This is a genomic window from Flavobacterium rhizosphaerae, from assembly GCF_046000445.1.
Lineage (GTDB): Bacteria > Bacteroidota > Bacteroidia > Flavobacteriales > Flavobacteriaceae > Flavobacterium > Flavobacterium rhizosphaerae.
Genome location: NZ_JBELPZ010000007.1, coordinates 1 through 22088, shown reverse-complemented (window position 1 = coordinate 22088; position 22088 = coordinate 1). Strand labels below are relative to the sequence as shown.

Annotated in this window: 21 protein-coding genes; 15 read left to right on the top strand and 6 right to left on the bottom strand. The window is 39.4% G+C overall.

Annotation, left to right across the window (positions count from 1 at the left end; all coding sequences use genetic code 11):
* Positions 1-65 precede the first annotated feature (65 nt).
* The 4 genes from ABS766_RS08370 to ABS766_RS08355 all read right to left on the bottom strand — a co-directional run bounded on the left by ABS766_RS08370 (position 66) and on the right by ABS766_RS08355 (position 4243).
* Positions 66-1919, bottom strand: coding sequence for a DNA topoisomerase IV subunit B (locus tag ABS766_RS08370; RefSeq protein ID WP_408084683.1), 1854 nt, complete (start codon positions 1917-1919; stop codon positions 66-68).
* A gap of 114 nt (positions 1920-2033) precedes the next feature.
* On the bottom strand, positions 2034-2948 hold the full coding sequence (locus ABS766_RS08365; protein WP_408084682.1) for a transglutaminase domain-containing protein: 915 nt from the start codon (positions 2946-2948) through the stop codon (positions 2034-2036).
* A gap of 91 nt (positions 2949-3039) precedes the next feature.
* Positions 3040-3720, bottom strand: coding sequence for a TIGR02117 family protein (locus ABS766_RS08360; protein WP_408084680.1), 681 nt, complete (start codon positions 3718-3720; stop codon positions 3040-3042).
* Complete coding sequence (locus ABS766_RS08355; RefSeq protein ID WP_408084679.1) at positions 3704-4243, bottom strand: NADPH-dependent FMN reductase; 540 nt, start codon at positions 4241-4243, stop codon at positions 3704-3706. The genes ABS766_RS08360 and ABS766_RS08355 overlap by 17 nt, the downstream gene beginning before the upstream one ends.
* 231 nt (positions 4244-4474) lie before the next feature.
* Between ABS766_RS08355 and ABS766_RS08350 the strand changes: the two genes are divergently transcribed.
* Entirely contained in the window at positions 4475-5044 is a 570-nt protein-coding gene (locus tag ABS766_RS08350; protein ID WP_408084678.1) for a hypothetical protein, read from the top strand.
* A gap of 56 nt (positions 5045-5100) precedes the next feature.
* Here ABS766_RS08350 and ychF read toward each other — a convergent pair whose 3' ends face one another.
* Complete coding sequence (gene ychF, locus ABS766_RS08345) at positions 5101-6195, bottom strand: redox-regulated ATPase YchF (protein WP_408084677.1); 1095 nt, start codon at positions 6193-6195, stop codon at positions 5101-5103.
* Positions 6196-6372: 177 nt separating this feature from the next.
* Between ychF and purB the strand changes: the two genes are divergently transcribed.
* The 7 genes from purB to rlmH all read left to right on the top strand — a co-directional run bounded on the left by purB (position 6373) and on the right by rlmH (position 13726).
* Entirely contained in the window at positions 6373-7722 is a 1350-nt protein-coding gene (purB, locus tag ABS766_RS08340) for an adenylosuccinate lyase (RefSeq protein ID WP_408084676.1), read from the top strand.
* A gap of 134 nt (positions 7723-7856) precedes the next feature.
* Entirely contained in the window at positions 7857-8459 is a 603-nt protein-coding gene (locus tag ABS766_RS08335; protein WP_408084675.1) for an NAD(P)H-dependent oxidoreductase, read from the top strand.
* Positions 8460-8464: 5 nt separating this feature from the next.
* Positions 8465-10348, top strand: a complete 1884-nt coding sequence (locus ABS766_RS08330) for a monovalent cation:proton antiporter-2 (CPA2) family protein (RefSeq protein WP_408084674.1) — start codon at positions 8465-8467, stop codon at positions 10346-10348.
* 84 nt (positions 10349-10432) lie between these two features.
* Complete coding sequence (gene ligA / locus ABS766_RS08325) at positions 10433-12433, top strand: NAD-dependent DNA ligase LigA (protein ID WP_408084673.1); 2001 nt, start codon at positions 10433-10435, stop codon at positions 12431-12433.
* A gap of 34 nt (positions 12434-12467) precedes the next feature.
* Positions 12468-12875 carry a tetratricopeptide repeat protein gene (locus ABS766_RS08320; RefSeq protein ID WP_408084672.1) on the top strand — a complete coding sequence of 136 codons (408 nt, stop codon included), beginning with the start codon at positions 12468-12470 and terminating at the stop codon, positions 12873-12875.
* Positions 12876-12906: 31 nt separating this feature from the next.
* On the top strand, positions 12907-13146 hold the full coding sequence (locus tag ABS766_RS08315; protein ID WP_408084671.1) for a hypothetical protein: 240 nt from the start codon (positions 12907-12909) through the stop codon (positions 13144-13146).
* 106 nt (positions 13147-13252) lie between these two features.
* Complete coding sequence (gene rlmH / locus ABS766_RS08310; protein ID WP_408084670.1) at positions 13253-13726, top strand: 23S rRNA (pseudouridine(1915)-N(3))-methyltransferase RlmH; 474 nt, start codon at positions 13253-13255, stop codon at positions 13724-13726.
* Positions 13727-13761: 35 nt separating this feature from the next.
* On the opposite strand, the gene folP is transcribed toward rlmH, so the two are convergent.
* Complete coding sequence (folP, locus tag ABS766_RS08305) at positions 13762-14586, bottom strand: dihydropteroate synthase (RefSeq protein ID WP_408084669.1); 825 nt, start codon at positions 14584-14586, stop codon at positions 13762-13764.
* Positions 14587-14669: 83 nt separating this feature from the next.
* Here folP and ABS766_RS08300 point away from each other — a divergent pair, with 83 nt between their 5' ends.
* The 7 genes from ABS766_RS08300 (at position 14670) to ABS766_RS08270 (ending at position 21907) form a co-directional block, all read left to right on the top strand.
* Positions 14670-15212 (top strand): DUF1599 domain-containing protein, encoded by a 543-nt coding sequence (locus ABS766_RS08300; RefSeq protein ID WP_408084668.1) that lies wholly within the window; start codon positions 14670-14672, stop codon positions 15210-15212.
* Positions 15213-15268: 56 nt separating this feature from the next.
* The gene (locus tag ABS766_RS08295) at positions 15269-16360 is read left to right on the top strand and encodes a MauE/DoxX family redox-associated membrane protein (protein ID WP_408084667.1); all 1092 of its coding nucleotides are present in this window, start codon (positions 15269-15271) and stop codon (positions 16358-16360) included.
* Between the two features lie 6 nt (positions 16361-16366).
* Positions 16367-16591: a hypothetical protein gene (locus tag ABS766_RS08290; protein WP_408084666.1), complete on the top strand. Its 225-nt coding sequence runs from the start codon at positions 16367-16369 to the stop codon at positions 16589-16591.
* Position 16592: 1 nt separating this feature from the next.
* A complete protein-coding gene (locus ABS766_RS08285) occupies positions 16593-17672 on the top strand; it encodes an ABC transporter permease (RefSeq protein WP_408084665.1) in 1080 nt (359 codons plus the stop codon).
* Between the two features lie 56 nt (positions 17673-17728).
* Positions 17729-18229, top strand: coding sequence for a TlpA family protein disulfide reductase (locus tag ABS766_RS08280; protein ID WP_408084664.1), 501 nt, complete (start codon positions 17729-17731; stop codon positions 18227-18229).
* On the top strand, positions 18229-18981 hold the full coding sequence (tpiA, locus tag ABS766_RS08275) for a triose-phosphate isomerase (RefSeq protein WP_408084663.1): 753 nt from the start codon (positions 18229-18231) through the stop codon (positions 18979-18981). The genes ABS766_RS08280 and tpiA overlap by 1 nt, the downstream gene beginning before the upstream one ends.
* A gap of 211 nt (positions 18982-19192) precedes the next feature.
* Positions 19193-21907, top strand: coding sequence for a choice-of-anchor I family protein (locus ABS766_RS08270; RefSeq protein WP_408084662.1), 2715 nt, complete (start codon positions 19193-19195; stop codon positions 21905-21907).
* Positions 21908-22088: the final 181 nt, after the last annotated feature.

Here is a 22088-nt window from a genome sequence, read left to right as displayed (position 1 = left end):
ATATTCTTTTGTCATATCTTGTCATGACATTATTTTAGCTGTACACTGTTATCGGATGTTTTACATTATTTATCCACCACATCAAGCTCTACTTTCAGGTTGTTGATGATAAACTCCTGTCTGTCCGGCGTGTTTTTACCCATATAAAACTCCAGCATATTTTGTATAGAAGTGGCGGCATCCAGCATTACAGGGTCAAGGCGTATATTTTCTCCAATAAAATGTTTAAACTCATCGGGGCTTATTTCACCCAAACCTTTAAATCGGGTTATTTCGGGCTTACCGGTAAGTTTTTCTATGGCTGCCTTTCGCTCCTCGTCACTATAACAATAAATAGTTTCTTTTTTATTTCGCACCCTGAACAGTGGTGTTTGCAATATGTATAAATGCCCCTCTTTTATCAGTTCAGGAAAAAATTGTAAAAAGAATGTAATTAGTAACAGGCGTATGTGCATACCGTCAACATCGGCATCAGTAGCAATAACTATGTTGTTATAGCGCAATGCCTCCATATCTTCCTCTATATCAAGAGCGGCTTGCAACAGGTTGAATTCCTCATTCTCGTACACAATCTTCTTGCTCATGCCATACGAGTTTAACGGCTTACCGCGCAGGCTAAATACAGCCTGGGTATTTACATCGCGCGATTTGGTTATGGAGCCCGAAGCAGAATCTCCCTCGGTAATAAACAAGGTGCTTTCTAAACTCCGCGGATTTTTGCTATCTGTTAAATGCACACGGCAGTCGCGCAGTTTTTTGTTATGCAGGCTGGCTTTTTTGGCCCTGTCTCGCGCCAGTTTGCGTATGCCGCTAAGCTCTTTACGCTCGCGCTCTGCCTGTAATATCTTTTTCAGTAATGCATCGGCAACTTCGGGGTTACGGTGCAAAAAATTATCCAGCTTGGTTTTTACAAAATCGTTTATAAAAGTGCGTACTGTAGCCAGGTTTGGTCCCATATCGGTACTACCCAGCTTGGTTTTGGTCTGTGACTCAAAAACCGGTTCTTCAACCTTTACGCTTATGGCACTCACAATAGATTTTCGTATATCGGCCGCTTCAAAATTTTTGTTGTAAAACTCTTTTACCGTACGTACTATAGCTTCCCTAAAGGCTGCCAGATGTGTACCGCCCTGTGTGGTATTTTGCCCGTTTACAAACGAATAATATTCTTCGCTGTACTGGGTTTTGCTATGTGTCATAGCAACTTCTATATCTTCATCTTTTAAGTGGATGATGGGATAGATGCGGTCTTCCTCCTGTATGTTTTCAGAAAGTAAATCCTTTAAGCCTTCCTCACTAAAAAATTTTTCCCCATTAAAAATTATTGTAAGCCCTGTATTCAGGTAACAATAATTTTTAAGCATTTTTACTATGTACTCATTACGGTACTTATAGTTCTTAAAAATAGTATCATCGGCCACAAAAGTTACCTTGGTACCTTTGCGCTTGGTGGTTTCTATTACTTCTTCGTCAAGTGTAATTTCACCTGCGGAAAATTCTGCGGCTTTCTGTTGGTTATCGCGAACAGATTCTACCCTGAAAAAAGTGGAAAGCGCATTAACAGCCTTGGTACCCACACCATTTAATCCCACCGATTTTTTAAATGCGCGCGAATCATACTTACCACCAGTATTCATTTTACTCACCACATCTACCACCTTGCCCAGGGGTATGCCCCGCCCGTAATCGCGTACTGTAACGGTTTTATCTTTTACGGTAACCTCTATAGTCTTACCGGTACCCATTACAAACTCGTCTATAGCGTTATCTATCACCTCTTTAATAAGGATGTAAATACCATCGTCCGGCGAAGAGCCATCACCCAGCTTTCCAATATACATACCGGGACGCATACGGATGTGCTCTTTCCAGTCGAGTGAACGTATGTTATCTTCGGTATACTGATCTTGTGCCGCCATAAAACAAGGGATTTTCTGCTAATATATTATATCTGCACAAAAAATGAAAGCCGGATGAAAGAAACTTATTAAAAGTATCTTAACACTCCGGCAGATTATTTACTGACTAATTTATTAACGTTCTATCCGGTACGCTGCTACCGATTTTTGGTTAATATATACTGTGAGTGTACCGTTTGCCCTTAGTGGTAGCGGTACTTTAAATTCGGCTATAGTGCCTGTTTGTTGTAAAACAGCTTCTTTAAAAACTTTTTCGTTACTAAAAACATAATGCACCTTATCGCCGGGTTTAAGGTTTTTAATTTTAAAATCGGCCACCTGCACAGCAGGATTGGAAATTGTACCCGTTACAGGGCTTACAAACTCATACCCTTCAGAAAGATAATTACCGTAAAACAAAGGCAGGTTTTCAAAATCTTTTTCAGTTTTGGCAGTTAAGAGCCATCTTTTATCATCCGGAAAATGATTTAAAAAAAACACATCCGGTTCGGCAAAAAAGTAGGCATCATTAAATTTAAACTGAAATGCCGGGCGCGCACCTGTTACTACCCCTGCCCCCCAGGTCGTATCCAATAGCTTCCACTCATTACCAATTTTTACGGCATTCCAGGCATGGTCACTCGCGCCGGGGGCTTTGCCTATATGCATAGGGTGCGATTTTGAGGTACCGGATATAAAAGCGGCTTCCAACCCGCATTTTTCGGCTATAGTAAGAAATAAAGTTGAATATCCCTGGCATACCCCTTTTTTAGAGCGAAGGGTTTTAAGGGCAAGCTCATCCCTGAATTCTTTCTGCTTAGCCCGCTTTTCATCTTCTGTTTTAAAAGAATATGCCACAGGCTTTTCATTAACGCCATAGGCAGCCAGGTCATATTTTACATTGGTGGCTATCCATGTAAATATGGCGCGGGCCTTTTCTTCATCATTTTTAAAATCGGCATTAACCCGTTCAGCAAATTTATCGGGGGTGGCAAAAGAAGCAGGATAATTTTTAACCGCAGCATCAACTTTGGCAAAATCCTGGGCCACAGCAGTTAAATTAAAACAACAACAGATAAATAAAACAAGTATTTTTTTCATAAAACATTAAATACAAATACTTTGCCAATAAGCTGAAAAGCTATTTATACTGATAAAAAATACCCTTGTCATACGGCGTCCATAAAGCCGCTTTCTGGTGTGCCGCCTTAAGGGCATTATTAGCCCAGGTATTGCAGGTATAAAAAAGGCTATAGCGCCCCATGCCTTCATAAAAAGCATCATATCGGTTATAATGGGCACCCTCAATATATTCCACTTTACGGTCAACAGTGTGTGAAAAACTATTTTCTATATACTCCACTAAATCAGCATAATCTGTTTTGGTAATCATTATTCTTACACATTCATCATCTTCGGCAAGGCTATTATAAAAGCGGGTATGCATGGCTGATGTACCCAGGTAAAAAGCAGCCTTAAATGCAGTGCTTGTTTTAAGGTCGCTCCACTCTGGCGTGTCAAGGTAAAAACCTTTATCGCCCCAGCCAAACGCCACAAACCGTGCCGTACTATCTTTTGAAAGGGTATGTTCAAAAAGTATATCCTGCCGCCAGTCTTTTATTTCATTATGTACAGGTACTACAATATCGGTATGTACCCCGTTTGTATTAATGTATATAGGGATTTCACCTTTTTCCGGGTTTGTGTTTACGGGAATATGATATAAAACAAAAACAGCAATCAGATATACTACCACAAATATAACAATAGCCGCCATAAAGCGCAGTGTGAACCGTAACAGCCATTTAAGTTTCTTTGCCATAATCAAAATTCTGTACAATAGCTTTTAACGCGTCATCTAAATCTTTATTGGATATTTTACCGGCTTCGGTATCAAAATTTTCATTAAATGATGGTAGCGAAAATGTAGCGCGAATGTTACCTCCATACCATTTAAGACTGATTTTAGCTGCTTCCATAGCATTTTTGCCGCCATGTTTGCCGGGCGATGTACTTAGTAGCAGCATAGGTATATCCTGCCAAACTTTTTTGTGCTGGCGCGATGCCCAATCGTAAATGTTTTTAAAGGCTACGGTAAGCCCTGCATTATGCTCTGCAACAGAAAGCACTATCACTTCTGCCGAACCTATTTTTTCCAAAAACGCATGCGCTGTTTCGGGCTGCCCCAATTCTTTTTCTTTATCTACACTAAATAACGGGAGCTCGTAGTCGTTCAGGTCAAGTACCTCTACCTCACCACTCTCAAAAAGCCCTGCGGCATAAGTTGCCAAACGCTTGTTTATTGATGTGTTACTGCTGCTTCCTGCTAAGGCTATTATTTTCATAAGTGCATATATTACTTAGTTATTTTAAAAAAAGAAATCCGAATTTATACATAAATGCGCACTATAACAATATGAATTTATTAAATTTAAGATAAATATGAAGTAGGCAGTAAATGGAATAACACTACTGTAATTTATTTAATATGATTATGGCTATAGAGGTAATACTTTTTAATAAAATTTGGAGATAAAAATAATATTGAAAAACTTTTTACCAAAGGCGAAATCTATATGAATACAATTAAATGGTTTAATAATTATGAAAAAGAAGGTGTGGGAGATATATATGAGGGAGCCTTTGAAATAAAAAATTTTGAAAATGGACAATTAATTTTAAAAGCTGATGATAAACAATTTATTCTAAATCCTAATCATACTCAGTTTAGAAAATATCACAAAGGACACATAGGTAATATTTATTCTACATACGCAATTTCTGATTTATTACTTCATAGAAAGAATTTGCATCGAATAGATAAAAGGATGTTGAATTTTGGGACTCATTGTGTAGTTATAAAAGATGCAAAAAAATTTGTAGACTCAATTTTTGCTAAACTTACTGAGATGAATTATACTTTTTCTCATAAAATTGTTAGCTATAAAAAATTCACAAATAAAGATATTAATTTATCACTTTTCCATAAGAACCATCTATTAAGTTATCAAAAGGAATATAGGATCATTGTTTGGACTAAAGAAAATCTTCCATTAAGATTTGAGATTGGTTCAATCGAAAATTATGCTGAAATATACAGTGCGGAGGAATTAATTAAAAATTTTACTATTGGATTTCAAGAATAACCCCCGCCATTGGCGGGATCTATTTCTATACTCAATTCTTATATCTCAATACTAATTTACACGTTGAAGCGGAAATGCATTACATCACCGTCTTTTACAATATATTCCTTACCCTCTACCCTTAGCTTACCGGCTTCTTTCACTTTAGCTTCGGTACCATAGGCAACATAATCGTCATACGCTATAACCTCGGCGCGTATAAAGCCTTTTTCAAAGTCGGTATGTATTACGCCTGCGGCCTGCGGAGCAGTATCGCCAATATTAATAGTCCATGCCCTTACCTCTTTAACACCTGCAGTAAAGTATGTTTGCAGGCTTAATAGCTTGTAAGCCGAACGTATTAATGCAGAAGCCCCCGGTTCAGTAAGCCCCAGGTCTTCTAAAAACATCTGGCGCTCTTCATAGGTTTCCAGTTCGGTAATATCGGCTTCGGTGCCTACGGCAAGGTACATAACCTCGGCATTTTCATCCTTAACCAGTTCGCGCACCTGCTCCACATATTTATTCCCGGTAGCGGCAGCGCCCTCATCTACATTACAAACATACAGTACCGGCTTAGTGGTTATAAGCTGAAAACTTTCAAGTAGTTTTACTTCGTCATCATTTTGAGGTACTACAGTACGTGCCGACTTAGCCTGAAGCAAGGCTTCTTTTATCCTTTCAAGCAAAGCTACTTCTGCCTGGGCTTCTTTGTTGCCCACTTTGGCCGTTTTTTTGGCTTTTTCAAGTCGCTTATCAACCGTATCAAGATCTTTAAGCTGTAACTCAATATCAATAGTTTCTTTATCGCGTATAGGGTTTACACTACCGTCTACGTGTACAATATTATCATTATCAAAGCAACGCAGTACATGTATAATGGCGTTACACTCACGTATGTTACCCAAAAACTGGTTACCCAGCCCCTCGCCTTTGCTGGCGCCTTTTACAAGGCCTGCAATATCAACAATATCTACGGTAGCAGGCTGCACACGCTCTGGGTTTACTAACTCTTCCAGCTTTAAAAGCCTTGGATCAGGTACATTTACCACACCAATATTTGGCTCTATGGTACAAAAAGGAAAATTAGCACTTTGTGCCTTAGCGTTTGACAGACAGTTAAAAAGGGTTGATTTACCCACATTTGGTAATCCTACTATACCTGCTTTCATTTAGAAAATGTTTTTTTAAGGGTGCAAATATAGCTATTTATAATCATAATGTCTACAGCTATAAAGCCCTAAAAACGGCTTATTTATACCGCATTATCTTTTGGCTAAAAACTAATGTTTATTGTTTACGGCAAAAGGCTTATATTTGCGTGCATAAATAATACAGCACAAATATTTATGCAACTATCTGAACTGAACGCTATTTCGCCTGTTGATGGCAGGTACCGGAGCAAAACCCAATCACTTTCAGCTTATTTTTCTGAAGAAGCACTTATTAAATACCGCGTACTTGTAGAAGTAGAGTATTTTATTGCACTTTGTGAACTGCCACTGCCGCAACTCGCAGATATAGAGAAGGATGTTTTTGATAAACTGAGGTATATTTATAAAAGTTTTAATACACAAGATGCCCTTTCTATTAAGGAAATAGAAAAAACTACCAATCACGATGTTAAAGCTGTAGAATATTTTATAAAAAAAGCTTTTGACAACCTTGGCCTTGAAAAATATAAAGAGTTTATACACTTTGGGCTTACCAGCCAGGATATTAATAATACTGCCATACCACTTTCTGCCAAGCAGGCTTATGAGGAAGTGTATAAGCCACTGCTTATAAACGTTATTGCCAAATTAAAAGAGTTGAGCACCGAGTGGGCCGATGTGCCTATGTTGGCGCGCACACACGGCCAGCCTGCCAGCCCTACCCGTTTAGGTAAAGAAATTCATGTTTTTGTTGAACGTTTAGAAGAGCAATTGCGCTACCTGCACAACATTCCCTTTGCGGCAAAATTTGGCGGTGCTACAGGAAATTTTAATGCGCATTTTGTAGCCTACCCGCAAAATGACTGGCGTAAATTCGGGATGGATTTTGTTGAAGGTACTTTGGGACTAAAACACTCATTCCCCACCACGCAAATTGAGCATTACGACCATTTTGCAGCGTTTTTTGATGCCCTTAAACGCATCAATACCATATTAATTGACCTTGACCGTGATATATGGACGTATGTATCTATGGATTATTTCAAGCAAAAAATAAAAGCGGGAGAAGTAGGTTCTTCTGCCATGCCGCATAAGGTTAACCCTATAGACTTTGAAAACAGCGAAGGCAACCTGGGCATTGCTAATGCTCTGTTTGAACACCTGTCCGCCAAACTGCCAATTTCAAGGCTACAGCGCGATTTAACCGATAGTACGGTATTGCGCAACATTGGAGTACCGTTTGGGCATACGCTTATAGCTTTTGAAGCTACTCTTAAAGGCCTAAATAAATTGTTGCTTAATGCTGATAAATTTGCCGAAGATTTAGAGAAAAACTGGGCAGTAGTTGCCGAAGCTATACAAACCATACTACGTCGTGAAGGCTATCCTAATCCGTATGAGGCGCTTAAAGCCCTTACGCGCACTAATACCGTAATAAATAAAGAAGCTATACATACTTTTATAGGCACCCTTGAGGTTAATGATAAAGTAAAGCAGGAGCTACTAAAAATTACCCCGGCTAATTATTTGGGGATACAACCCTAAATGTTAAAGCTACTTTAAAGTACATTGGGGCGAAACGCATAAAACCTATTTTTGAAAATATCAGGTTTTTCTACTATAATTAAGAGAATCATCTGATATTTTCAATAATTTTATGCAGGTTTTATTCGTACTTTATGCCTAACAAAATCCTTATAATTTTTGCGCATCCGCTATTTGAAAAATCAAACGCCAACCAGGCGCTGGTAAGGCATATTCCACAATCTGAAAATATTACGTTTCATGACCTGTACCAGGAATATCCTGAATTTGATATAGACTTGCGGCGTGAGCAGGAATTATTGCTCTTGCATGATATTGTTATTTGGCACCACCCTATGTACTGGTATAGCTGCCCCCCGTTGCTAAAACAATGGATTGATATTGTACTGGAGCATGGCTGGGCGTATGGGCGGGATGGCGTTGCCCTGAAAGGCAAATTACTGCTACAGGTTATTACTACGGGAGGCATACGCGAAAATTATAATCCGGGGGGGCGCGACCGCTTTACCATGATGCAGTTATTAGAGCCTTTTTGCCAAACGGCACGGGTTTGCAATATGCGGTACATTCCCCCATTTGTAGTGCATGGTACACACTCTATGCAGCAGGAAGATTATAATAGCTATGCAAAAAAATATGCCCAGATGCTGCAGTACCTGGAATATAAGCAGGTGGATATAAAAGAAGTTAATAAATATCCCTATCTTAATGACTGGCTCGAAACTAAACTAATATAAACCTCATGACAGAAGGATTTTTTTTCCAGGCGATAATATACCTGCTTGCTGCAGTAATATGTGTACCCATTGCTAAAAAAATTGGGCTTAGTTCAATATTAGGGTATCTTTTTGCCGGTATAATTATAGGGCCTTATGTTTTGGGGCTTATAGGGCAGGAAGGGCAGGATATTATGCATTTTGCTGAGTTTGGTGTCGTAATGATGCTGTTTCTTATTGGCCTGGAGCTTGAACCACAGAAATTCTGGCGTATGCGCCGGTTTATTATTGGCATGGGGTCTTTACAGGTTGTGGGCACAGCGGCTGTGCTTTTTATGGCTTGCTCACTGGTATTGCGCTGGAACTGGCAAACCACGCTTATTATAGCTCTGGCATTAACCCTTTCTTCAACAGCTATTGTAATGCAAACGCTGAGCGAAAAGGGATTAACCAAAACCTCTATGGGGCGTTCATCATTTGCGGTATTACTGTTTCAGGATATTGCTGTTATCCCTATACTGGCTATTTTGCCATTACTCGCCGGAGGCGAAATACGAAATGAAAATATTAACCAGTCACTAATTTCAGACCTTGCGGGCTGGTTACAGGCGCTCATTGTATTTGGTGCAATAGGTCTTGTATATCTTGGTGGGCGGTATTTTATAATTCCATTATTGCACATAGTGGCAAAAACCCGCCTGCAGGAACTTTTTACCGCCTCTGCCCTTTTACTGGTTATGGGGGTTTCTTTTATGATGCAGCTTGTGGGGCTTAGCCCCGCGCTTGGTGCTTTTATAGCCGGTATGGTATTGGCAAACAGCGAATTTAAACACGAGCTTGAAGGCGACATTGCCCCGTTTAAGGGTTTATTGTTAGGCTTGTTTTTTATGGGGGTGGGAGCTTCTATAAACTTTACGCTTATTTTAGCCGACCCTGTATTTATTATACTGTTTTGTACTATTTTTAATATCATAAAATTTTTCCTGCTGCTTTTGGTGGGTAAAATTTATAAAAAAAGCCAGGACCAAAACCTTCTTTTTTCTTTTGCCATGAGCCAGGCCGGTGAGTTTGGCTTTGTCATACTGGGCTTTGCCGTGCAGCTAAACCTTATGGCAACCATGCTTGCCAACCAAATGATGGCTGTTATAGCCCTGAGTATGATAGGTACCCCCTTCCTGCTCCTGATAAATGAATATTGGATAGCCCCCTATTTTGGCACAAGGGAACGATCAAATAAAGATAAGTACGATGATATTGAGGAAAATGATAAAAACGAGGTAATAATTGCCGGATTTGGTAATTTTGGCAGTACTATCGGGCGTCTTTTAAAATCTAACGGAATACCTGCTACCGTACTGGACATGGATTCTGACAGGGTAGACTCGTTGCGTAAACTTGGCTTTAAAGTGTACTATGGTGATGCCCTGCGACTGGAATTGCTTAAAGCTGCCGGGTGCGATGATGCCAAATTGTTTGTGGCAGCCATTGATAACCCAAGGGTAAACCTTCAGGTTGTAAAAACCATCAAAAAGCATTTTCCGCATCTTAAAATACTGGCAAGGGCAAAAAACCGCAGCGATGCTTTTGAGCTTGTAGGTATGGGTATTAGCGATTTTTACCGCGAAAACCTGTACAGCGCGGTGCATTTAGGCGTTGAAGCGCTTGTAGAAATGGGGCACCGCCGCTATACAGCTACCCGGCAGGGGCAGCGTTTTATAAAATATGATGAAGATGCCACACGAAGGCTTGCCGAAAAAAGGCACGATAAAAAAGCATTGCTTATGGGCACCCTTCAGGAAATTGAAATACAGGAGCAACTTATTAAGAACGACTTATATACACAACTGGGCGCACAAGACCATGCCTGGGAAAGCGAAGATATTAAACGCGAACACCAGTCGGAGTTTTAATAGCATAATTAAAAACTCTTAAGCCGGGCTGTTTTGTAATGGCCAAAAGTTTTTAAATTAGCGGGGCAAACATACTACCTGAAAATGGATATAGGACAAAAAATAAACGCACTGCGCGAAGAGCTAAACCAGCATAACTATAATTATTACGTACTTGATAACCCTGTAATATCCGATTACGATTTTGATATAAAGCTTAAAGAATTACAGGAGCTTGAAAACCAGAACCCTGAGTATTTTGATGAAAACTCCCCCACTCACCGGGTAGGTGGCGCCATAACCAAAAACTTTAATACGGTAGTACATGAATACCGCATGTACTCGCTGGATAACTCCTATTCTAAAGAAGAACTGCTGGAATGGGAACAGCGTGTTTATCGCGGATTAGGCACTGAAGATGTGCAATATACCTGTGAGCTTAAATATGATGGGGCATCCATAAGCCTGAGTTATGAAAATGGGAAACTTGCACGCGCTGTTACACGCGGCGACGGTTTTCAGGGCGATGAAGTTACTACCAATATAAAAACCATACGTTCTATTCCCCTTACGCTTAAGGGCAATTATCCTGAAAAGTTTGATATACGCGGTGAAATTATATTGCCACTTGAAGGATTTGCCCACATGAACCAGGAAATTATAGAAGCCGGGGGTACACCTTACGCTAACCCGCGTAATACAGCTTCGGGCAGCCTGAAATTACAGGATAGCGCCGAAGTAGCCAAACGTCCGTTAGACTGTTTGCTGTATTCTATCATAGGACCCAATTTATCTATTAAATCACAATATGAAGGGCTGGAAAAAGCCCGCGAATGGGGTTTTAAAGTCCCCAAAGAAGCGCACCTTGCCAAAAACATGGAAGAGGTGCTTACCTTTATTAACCATTGGGACATACACAGGCACGACCTGCCCTATGAAACTGATGGCGTAGTGATTAAGGTTAACAACATACACCAGCAGGAAGAATTAGGTTACACTGCAAAAAGTCCACGCTGGGCCATAGCTTATAAGTTTAAGGCAGAGCGTGTAAGTACCAAGCTAAACAGCATTAGCTACCAGGTGGGGCGTACAGGGGCAATTACACCCGTGGCAAATTTAGAACCTGTACAGCTTGCCGGAACTACGGTAAAACGGGCCTCGCTGCATAATGCCGACCAGATTGAAAAACTGGACATACGCGTTGGCGACGAGGTTTTTGTGGAAAAAGGCGGCGAAATAATCCCTAAAATTATAGCGGTAGATTTTACAAAGCGTTCTGCAGATAGCGAGCCAACGCATTATATTACCCATTGCCCGGAATGTGATACACTATTAGAACGTAAAGCGGGAGAGGCACAACATTACTGCCCTAACTTTTATGGGTGTCCGCCCCAGATTATAGGCAGAATCCAACATTATATTTCACGCAAAGCCATGGATATCGAGGGGCTTGGCGGTGAAACCGTTGCCCTACTTTATAATTCCGGTTTGATTCACAATTATGCCGATTTATACGACCTCACTACCGAACAGGTTATTCCTCTGGAACGTATGGCAGAGAAATCAGCCCAGAACCTTGTTGATGGGATAGAAAAATCTAAACAGATACCTTTTGAGCGGGTATTATATGCATTAGGCATCAGGTATGTGGGTGAAACTGTTGCCAAAAAGCTTGCAAAACATTATAAATCTATAGATAACCTTGCCAATGCCTCTTTAATGGAACTGGTTTTAGTAGATGAAATTGGCGAGCGTATTGCGCAAAGCGTGATTGACTTTTTTGAAAACCAAAAGAACCGCGAGCTTATTGAGCGCCTGAAAGGCTATGGCGTGCAGCTTGAGAGCGTGCATACTGCCGATACATCGGTTAGTGATATTCTTGCCGGTAAAACACTGGTAGTTTCAGGTGTATTTAGTAAATTCAGCCGTGACGAGCTTAAAAAAGCTATAGAAGACAACGGCGGTAAGGTAGGCAGTTCTATCTCCTCTAAAACCGATTATGTAGTAGCCGGGGATAACATGGGCCCTGCCAAGCTGGAAAAAGCCGGTAAACTGGGGATAACTATTATAAACGAAGATGAGTTTTTAGCTTTGGTTTCAAAGTAGCAAAGTGGGAGAGTTCAAAGTTTAATACAAACAGATGAAAAAAATTATAATTCCAATTTTAATAATAACAGCGGTATTTACCAGTTGCCATAAAAGAGTAACTGAAACGGACAGGACAACTGCTGTGGGATATGCAAACAAAGCTAATCTTTATAGAGGACAAGGGAAAGTTGATTCTGCTGAATTTTTTTTTCAGAAAGCTTTTGCTTTAGATAAAAACAATATTAAATATCGTTATACTTTAATGGGTATTTATAGCGAACAAAAAAAATTTGATAAAGCGTTTGAATTATTAGAAGGCACCCCTGAAAGTGAAAAAAATTCCGTTTTTTATTTTCAAGCGAAAGGGAGCATACTTGATTTACAGGGTAAATATGACCTCGCACAGGAAGAATATCTAAAAGCTTATAAGATTTCAAAAGCCATTGATGTAAAAAAATGAGAAAGACTTGTATGAACTTATCAATTATACAATGTTAGAGACATTAGCCGGAAAAAAGAAGACTACAGTAAATAGATTAAATGAAACACTAAAATTAGATTGGTTATCTCAACGTAATATTGAGTATTTAAAAACCTTTAGAAATGAGTTTGAATACTATCAAGGTGATGGAACATTTAGCTTTGATTTTAAAAAAGATATTGCTTTATGCACAAAAAACACTGATAGCCTTGAGGCTATACTGTTTGAAAACCATATTAATGTATCTTGAAGTAATGGAGAAAAGGTATTTATCTCGGAAAAATATCGTTCAGGGCTACAAAAACTCGATTTAAAGCCATGCGAAGAATAACTTTGTCTCTTAGCAACCCATAATTATGAACATCAAACTCATCGCCATAGGAAAAACCGACAATAAAGCATTACAATTGCTGATTGATGACTATACCAAACGGTTGGGCTTTTATGTTAAGTTTGATATGGATATTATACCCGATATAAAGAATGTAAAAAACCTGAGCGAGGCACAACAAAAAGAAAAAGAGGGCGAGTTAATCCTATCCAAGCTCTCCCCATCCGACCAGCTTATTTTACTGGATGAAAACGGTAAAACTTTTGGCAGTGTGGGTTTTAGCGAATACCTGCAAAAAAAGATGAACAGCGGTATAAAGACTTTAGTATTTGTTATTGGAGGTCCCTACGGCTTTAGTGATACGGTGTATGCACAGTCACAGGGTAAAATATCACTTTCGGCCATGACATTCAGCCACCAGATGGTACGCCTGTTTTTTACCGAGCAGGTATACCGGGCTTTTACGATATTACGTAATGAACCCTATCACCACCAGTAAATACTATTTTAAATAAGTGTAGCAATAATTTAAATTTATAATTCAAAATTCATCATAATTTTAACAGTTTCTACCGCTTCTTTTACATCATGTACCCGTAGTATTTTAGCGCCTTTTTGCAGGGCAACTGTATTTAAAACAGTAGTTCCGTTAAGAGCATCCTCTGGTTTGTTTTTCAGCAACTTATAAATCATAGACTTTCGCGAAACACCTGCTAGTAAAGGCAAATCCGTAATTTTAAAAAGTTCCAGTTTATTCAGCACCTCATAATTCTGTTGCAGTGTTTTGGCAAAACCAAAACCGGGGTCAATAATAATATCATTTATGCCGTGCTTATAAGCTTCGTCAATGCGTTGGGAAAAATAAAACAGCATTTCCTGTACAATGTCATCATAATCGGTTAGCTTCACCATGGTTTGCGGTGTACCCCGCATGTGCATCATTATATAAGGCGCTTTTAGCTTACCAACGGTTTCCAATATGTTTTCATCCAGCAATCCTGCCGATATATCATTCACAATAGCAGCACCGGCTTCAATAGTAGTTTTGGCAACTTTTGCCCGGAAAGTATCTACTGAAATAACTGTTTCGGGAAAATATTTCAATACCAGTTCAACTACCGGCACAATGCGTTTCAGTTCCTCATCCTCACTAACAAATTCAGCATTAGGTTTAGAAGAATAGGCACCAACATCAATAAAATCAGCGCCTTCTGTAAGCATTTTCTCGGCCTGTTGCAGTAATTGCTTTTCATTTTTATACTTACCACCATCAAAAAAAGAGTCGGGTGTGCAGTTTAAAATACCCATCACTTTTGGGGTAGCCAGGTTAACCAGTTTGCCTTTACAGTTTATCAGCATGCATGCAATTTTTACATGTCCCTTTTAGCAAAGGGCGTTTTTTTAGTACATTTGAAAAATTTCTACACAAAGATAGTACTTAAATGAGTAACACCTCTCAGGAATACGATAAGGTAATTGCCGTTTGCCGGCAACTTTACATCAATAAAATGAAAGACTATGGCAGTGCGTGGCGTATACTAAGGCTGCCCTCGCTAACCGACCAGATTTTTATAAAAGCACAGCGCATACGCAGCCTACAGGAAAATGAGGTGCGTATGGTAAACGAAGATGAACAGGGCGAGTTTATAGCGATTATCAATTACTCAGTTATGGCCCTTATACAAATGGAACTGGGCGTAGCCTGGCAGCCTGATTTGAATGTTGAAGAAGGTACACGCCTTTACGACGAAAAAGTAGCGCTTACCAAAGAATTAATGATGGCAAAAAACCATGATTATGGTGAAGCCTGGCGTGATATGCGGGTAAGTTCTTTAACCGACCTGATTTTGCAAAAAATCCTTCGTGTAAAGCAAATTGAAGATAACAAAGGCAAAACACTGGTAAGCGAAGGTATAGATGCCAACTATCAGGACATGCTTAATTATGCTGTTTTTGCATTGATACACATGGGTTTTGCCCAATAACATGTTGTTAACAAAAACAGCCCTCCTAATTTTTATTTTTGAATAAAACTAACGCAATGAACAATAATAAAATTACAATTTCCTGGATATTACGCATAATAGTAGCTTTTATGTTTCTGCTATCGGCAGTGGCAAAAATGTATCCCTCACCCTATTTTGCCATAACTACTTTTGAAGCTAAGCAACTGCTGCCTCTTGGCTTTTCAAACGGGTTAGCGGTGTTTCTTTCACGCATACTTATTGGCGCAGAACTGGCATTGGGAATTTTAATGTTGCAACGCAATTACTTAAAGCGCTTTGTAGTGCCTGCCACCATGGGTTTATTGGTAGTATTTACTGTCCATCTTATAGTTACAATTGCAACCACAGGTAACAATGGCAATTGTGGCTGTTTTGGTGATTTATTACCTATGACACCGTTAGAATCGGTTTTTAAAAACATTGTATTGCTTGGGTTATTGATTTGGCTTTACATACTATTACTAAAAAGCTATGATAAAAATAAATTTTGGGTATTGCTGGCAGTACTGGCGGTTACCATAGCCGGGATATTTATTGTAGCCCCTATAAAAGAACAGGAAGACATTGAATCCATTACCCCTGTAGAGGTAGAAGGCGACATAATTACCGAAGAGCCTTTGGAAACCATATCAGACGAAACACCGGACGAAAGCACCACAATGCCAGCAGAGCAACAGCCAAAAGATACTGTAATGCAGCCGGTACAAAAACCAACTCCTGCCCCTGTTGCACAGGGCCCTGCGCAAAAAACATCACCTTATTCTAAGTATTTTGCCGATGCCGATAAGGGCAAAAAGATTATTGCTTTGTTTGTTCCGGGTTGCGAACATTGCCGTGATGCTGCCAAAGAACTTACCGAACTGAAAAAGAACAATAAGGACTTCCCCGAAATACGCATTATCTTTATGAATGAAGAAGCCGATTTGATTCCTGACTTTTTTGAGTATGCCGGTGCTAAATACCCTTATAAAATAATAGAGATTGCCACCTTCTGGAAAGTGCTGGGTATGAGTAAAGATACCCCGGGCGTACTATATATATGGAACGGAAATGTTGTTAAAGAATGGGAAGGCATCAACGAAAATAAATTTAACCCTGCAGAACTTAAAACGGCCCTTAAAAAATAATTTATTATGCAAAATCAACCTGAAAATAAAGAAAACCGCTTTAAGCCATTTACTATACTTTTCCCAATAGGTGCCTTACTACTTTTAGGAGTAGTAAATAGTACTAAAGAGCGTAAAAATGACGGCTCGTTTCTGGATACTATAGGTCCGTGGATAGGTTATTTATGCCTTATCCTGGCAGCAGTTACCGCAGTAGTAGCCATTGTGAGGTTTACAAGCAAAAAAGGATAATTTGATTCGCTACTTATTATATAAAGCGGGATATGCGCTGCTTACCCTTTTTGGCGTGGTAACAGTAATCTTTTTTTTATTTACGGTATTACCGGGCGATCCGGCGCGCATGATGCTGGACCAGAATGAAAACAGCGAGCAATTAAATATTATCCGTAAAAAATATGGATTTGATAAACCCATACTTACACAATATTTATATTATTTAAACGACCTCTCCCCTGTTTCGTTTCATAGTACACATCATAATGATTATACTTACTTAACAGAAGGAAAATATAATGCCGCAACACTTTTTACTATCGGTACTACAACTACTACAGTAATAAAAACACCTTATTTGCGGGAAAGTTTCCAGAAAAGCGGCAAAAAAGTAACCGAAGTTATTAGCGATACCCTGCCAAATACCATTGTACTGGCCTGCAGCGCTATTATTATTGCCATTGCTATCGGTATTTTACTGGGCATTATATCCGCATTGTATAAAGATACATGGCTGGACAGGCTTATTGCGCTTGTTAGTACACTTGGTATGAGCCTACCCTCTTTTTTTGCTGCAATTTTGTTTGCCTGGATATTTGGTTTTCTGTTACATGAGTACACCCACCTGAACATGACCGGAAGCCTGTATGAGGTAGATGATTTTGGTAATGGCTCCTACATAAAATGGAAAAACCTCATTCTTCCTGCCATAGTGCTGGGTATACGCCCCATTGGTGTGGTAACGCAGCTGATGCGTAATTCGCTGCTTGAAGTATTGGGACAGGATTACATCCGTACCGCAAAAGCAAAAGGGCTAAGCCCGTCAAAAATAATAAGGAAACACGCACTCAAAAATGCACTCAACCCAGTGGTAACAGCTGTTTCGGGTTGGTTTGCCAGTATGCTGGCCGGGGCTGTTTTTGTAGAGTATATTTTTGGGTGGAACGGCTTAGGCAAACAGGTTGTAGAAGCTTTAAATACGCTGGACCTGCCTGTTATAATGGGTGCGGTTTTAGTAATAGCGGCTACCTTTGTAATTATTAATATTATTGTCGACATCATTTATGCGTATCTCGACCCGAGGATACGTTTATCATAACCCACAAAATCTGAAGATTTAATCATAACTTTGCTATAAATAATTATATATTAAAAATGAAAAAATTACTTTTACTCTCTATACTATTTACTATGATTTCCTGCTCAGAAAAAAAAGACAAAACTGAATTTGGCAAGGAAGCCCTCGAAGCAAAAATGACAGCTGTTGATGGTAACGAATTGGCCTTTAAAGATATTCTTGAAAAATATAAAGGTAATGTGGTTGTAATAGATGTTTGGGCATCATGGTGTCCCGATTGTAAAGCAGGCATGCCTAAATTACATGCTTTACAGGAGCAATTCCCAAATGTCAAATACTTGTTCTTATCGTATGACCGGGAAACAGATGCGTGGAAAAAAGGTATTGAAACTTTTGGCACAAAGGGCGATAACTATCATGTAGGCGCTAATATGAAAAAAGGCGCTTTTGCTGAAGATATTAAACTGGACTGGATTCCACGTTATATGGTGGTAAATAAAGAGGGAAATATTGTGCTGTTCCGTGCTATTGAAGCAGATGACGAAAATTTAATAAACACTCTAAATACCCTGAAATAATGAGGAAAAAAATCGTTGCAGGAAACTGGAAAATGAATAATGATCTACAGGAGACAGAAACTCTTTTAGATGAAATACTGGCTACTAAGCCGGAATTTACCACAGCTAAAATTGTTGTAGCACCCGGTTTTGTAAACTTACAGGCCGCTGTAGCCAAAACGCATAATAGTAATATTATTGTTGCAGCGCAAAATATGCACCAGGCTGAAAGCGGCGCTTATACCGGAGAGGTAAGTGCCGATATGCTAAAAGGCATTAAAGTAAACACGGTTATATTGGGCCACTCTGAAAGGCGTGCTTATTTTGGAGAAACTAATGCCCTGTTGGCAGAAAAAGTTACCACAGCCCTTAAACATAATTTTACGGTAATTTTTTGCTTTGGTGAAGAATTGGCCGATAGGCAAAGTAGTAATCATTTTAATTTGGTAGAAAGTCAGATACGTGAAGGGCTTTTCCATATACCGCAGGCAGAATGGAATAATATAGTATTAGCTTATGAACCTGTATGGGCTATTGGAACAGGCGAAACTGCATCACCCGAACAAGCTCAGGAAATGCACGCTTTTATACGTAATTTATTAAAAGAAGTTAGCGCTGAGGTTGCCGAAAATACCTCTATATTATATGGAGGCAGTGTAAAGCCGGCCAATGCAAAAGAAATATTCTCTAAGCCAGATGTTGACGGCGGACTTATTGGTGGTGCCTCTTTAAAGGCAAGTGACTTTCTTGAAATTGTTAAAGGCATTGAATAATAGTTATGTAAACTATACATATTATATAAAGCGGCACATTTTAGTGCCGCTTTTGTTTTTAAATAAACAAAATATTTACACTATCATAAAATACCACTCAAAAATTTACATTACCTAAACCTTATTGTAATATATCGTTTTTATTACATTAACAGTCAGGTAAATTAAGACATCGACTTTTGCAGTTCATATTAACAACAACACAAAGCTCATGTCAAACAATTACAAAAAAGCACTGGTAATCCTGCTTTTTGGCCTTTTTGCCAATGTTGCGGGTGCACAAACTTTAATTCATTACTGGAATTTTAATAATCTGCCAAATGGTACATTAACAAATGCTGTAACGGCTGATTATTCTTTAATTACAGGCACTACCTCTATTACTTATCCTGGTACCGGCAACGGATATGTAGACAGGGTTAACAGTGATGCTACTGTGAATGCACAAAATGGAGATGTAGCAGGCTATGGCCTTCGTCCGCGTAACCCCAGCAATACACGTTCTCTTGTTATTGCTTTTCCCACAACCGGATATGAAAATGTAGTAGTTGCGTTTGCCACTACACGTACAGGATCTGGCGCTACAGAACAAAACTATTCCTATAGCTTAGATGGTGGCACTACTTATACTAATGCCGGCCTGGGAACGGTAGCCTATAATCCAGAGGAAGATGTGTACAATTTGGTAACACTTGACTTTTCCGGCATAGAAGGTGCTGACAATAATCCTGATTTTATTGTAAAAATAAACTTCGGTGGCGATAACGCTTCAGGAGATAGCGGAAATAACAGGTTTGACAACATAACTGTTAAGGCTAATGTAATTGGAGGTATTTTAGATACTACTGTTGCTATGCAAGAAAACTTTATGGTAGTAAATGAAGATGCCGGTACCATAAACTTTATGCTTGACCTTACAAACCCTGCCGTAGGTTCGGTAGATGTAGTGGTTAAACCTGCACCATTCAGCACGGCAGATAGTAATGACTTTACGGTTACTACCCAAACACTTAATTTTACTGCCACAAGCAGCACAGAGCAAACTATCTCAATCCAGATAACCGATGACACTGAAATTGAGCAAAAAGCAGAATATTTTGTAATCAGCCTTGAAAATCCCCAGGGGCTTTCAATAGAAGGCGATTCTTTTGCAACCATTTATATTAAAGATAATGATGTTACAGCCCCTGTACCAAACCAGGACATACAAATGGAGTATGTAATGAGTTTTGACCCTTCAGGCGAAAACAACAGCACGTGCGAAATTGTGGTGTATGACCCTGTAACAAAACGCTTATTTGCCACCAGCGCTGTTGAAGGCCGTTTTGATATTATTGACTTTTCAAACCCTGAAGCGCCATCAACCATTAGCTCTGTAGATATGAATACCTATGGAGGTGTTACCAGCGTTGCGGTTATGAATGGTATTGTAGCGGTTGCCTCGCCTAATGCAAACGAGCAACTTGATGGCACAGTAGTATTTTTTGATACTAACGGTACGTTTATAAAGCAGGTAGGCGTTGGTGCACTGCCAGACAATGTATCTTTCTCCCCAGATGGTACAAAAGTGCTTACCGCAAACGAGGGCCAGCCATCTGATGATTATACAGTAGACCCCGAAGGTTCGGTAAGTATTATAGATATTACTGGTGGTATTGAAAATCTTACTGATGCTAACGTAAATACACTTTTCTTTACAGCATATAACGGCCAGGAAGAAACACTTTGGGCACAGGGTGTACGTAAAGTAAAAGCTACCAGCACACTTTCTCAGGATTTTGAACCGGAATATATTACGTGTAGTGATGACTCAGCTAAAGCATGGGTAGCGCTTCAGGAAAATAATGCTATTGCTGAAATTGACCTTACTACTGGAGCTATTTCAAGCGTTTGGGGACTTGGTACTAAAGATATGAGCCTGCCGGGTAATGGTTTTGATATATCTGATAAAAGTGATGAAATACTTATAGCCAACTGGCCGGTAAATACATTTTTTACGCCTGATGGTATTGGCCACTACAGCGTAAACGGTACTAATTACATAGTTACTGCCAACGAAGGAGACGAAAAAGATTATTCAGGTTTTTCTGAAAGGACTACAATAGGAGACGAAAGTTATAATCTTGATGCAACTGCATTTCCTCAGGCTGAAATGCTTAAAAATAAATTTAATGCCGGAAGGCTGAGGGTTACCAATGTAAACGGAATGAATGACGCTGGTACTGCTTATGAAGAAATTTATGGTATGGGCGCACGTTCCTTCTCAATCTTTAATGCTGATACCGGAGAAATGGTATTTGATAGCGGCGATGATTTTGAAATGTATACTGCCGAAGCTTTTACCGATATATTTAATGCCGATAACGAAGATAATGAACAAAAAGGCCGTAGCCGCGCCAAAGGCCCTGAGCCGGAAGGTATAGCGATTGCACAAATGATGGGCAGAACATTTGCCATTATAGGCCTTGAACGTATTGGTGGTGTTATGGTATATGATATTACTGACCCGGACGATGTTACATTTGTAGACTATAAAAATCCACGCAGCGTAAGCGCTTACGGTGGCGATAACGGCCCGGAAGGTATCATTTTTATTAGTGAAACAGACAGCCCGGATGAAACACCTTATGTTATTGTAGCTAATGAAATAAGCGGTACGCTTACCATTTATTCGGTAAATACAGAAAACCTTGGTACAGAAAACTTCACCCACAAGCCTGCCTCTTTCGTGGTATTCCCTAACCCGTCTGTAGCCGGTGTTGTTTACTTTAATCGTGCTGCCGATATTGAGGTTTATGATTACAGTGGTAAAATGGTACACAGTGCCAAACAAGCCCTTACTATTGATACTGCAAAACTTGCAACAGGTATGTACCTGATAAAAACATCTGAAGGAATTGTAAAGAAACTATTGATTCAACAATAGTAATTCGTGTTGTAATTTTTTTTTAAGAACCTGCCCTTCAAAAGGCAGGTTTTTTTATTGAATTAATTACCGAATGGGAAAAATACCGCTTGCACAGGAAATAAAAAAACGGGGCTGTCTCAAAAGGGACAGCTCCTTTTTTTTATAATCAATTCTGATTTCTCTTTATTTACTGATTTAT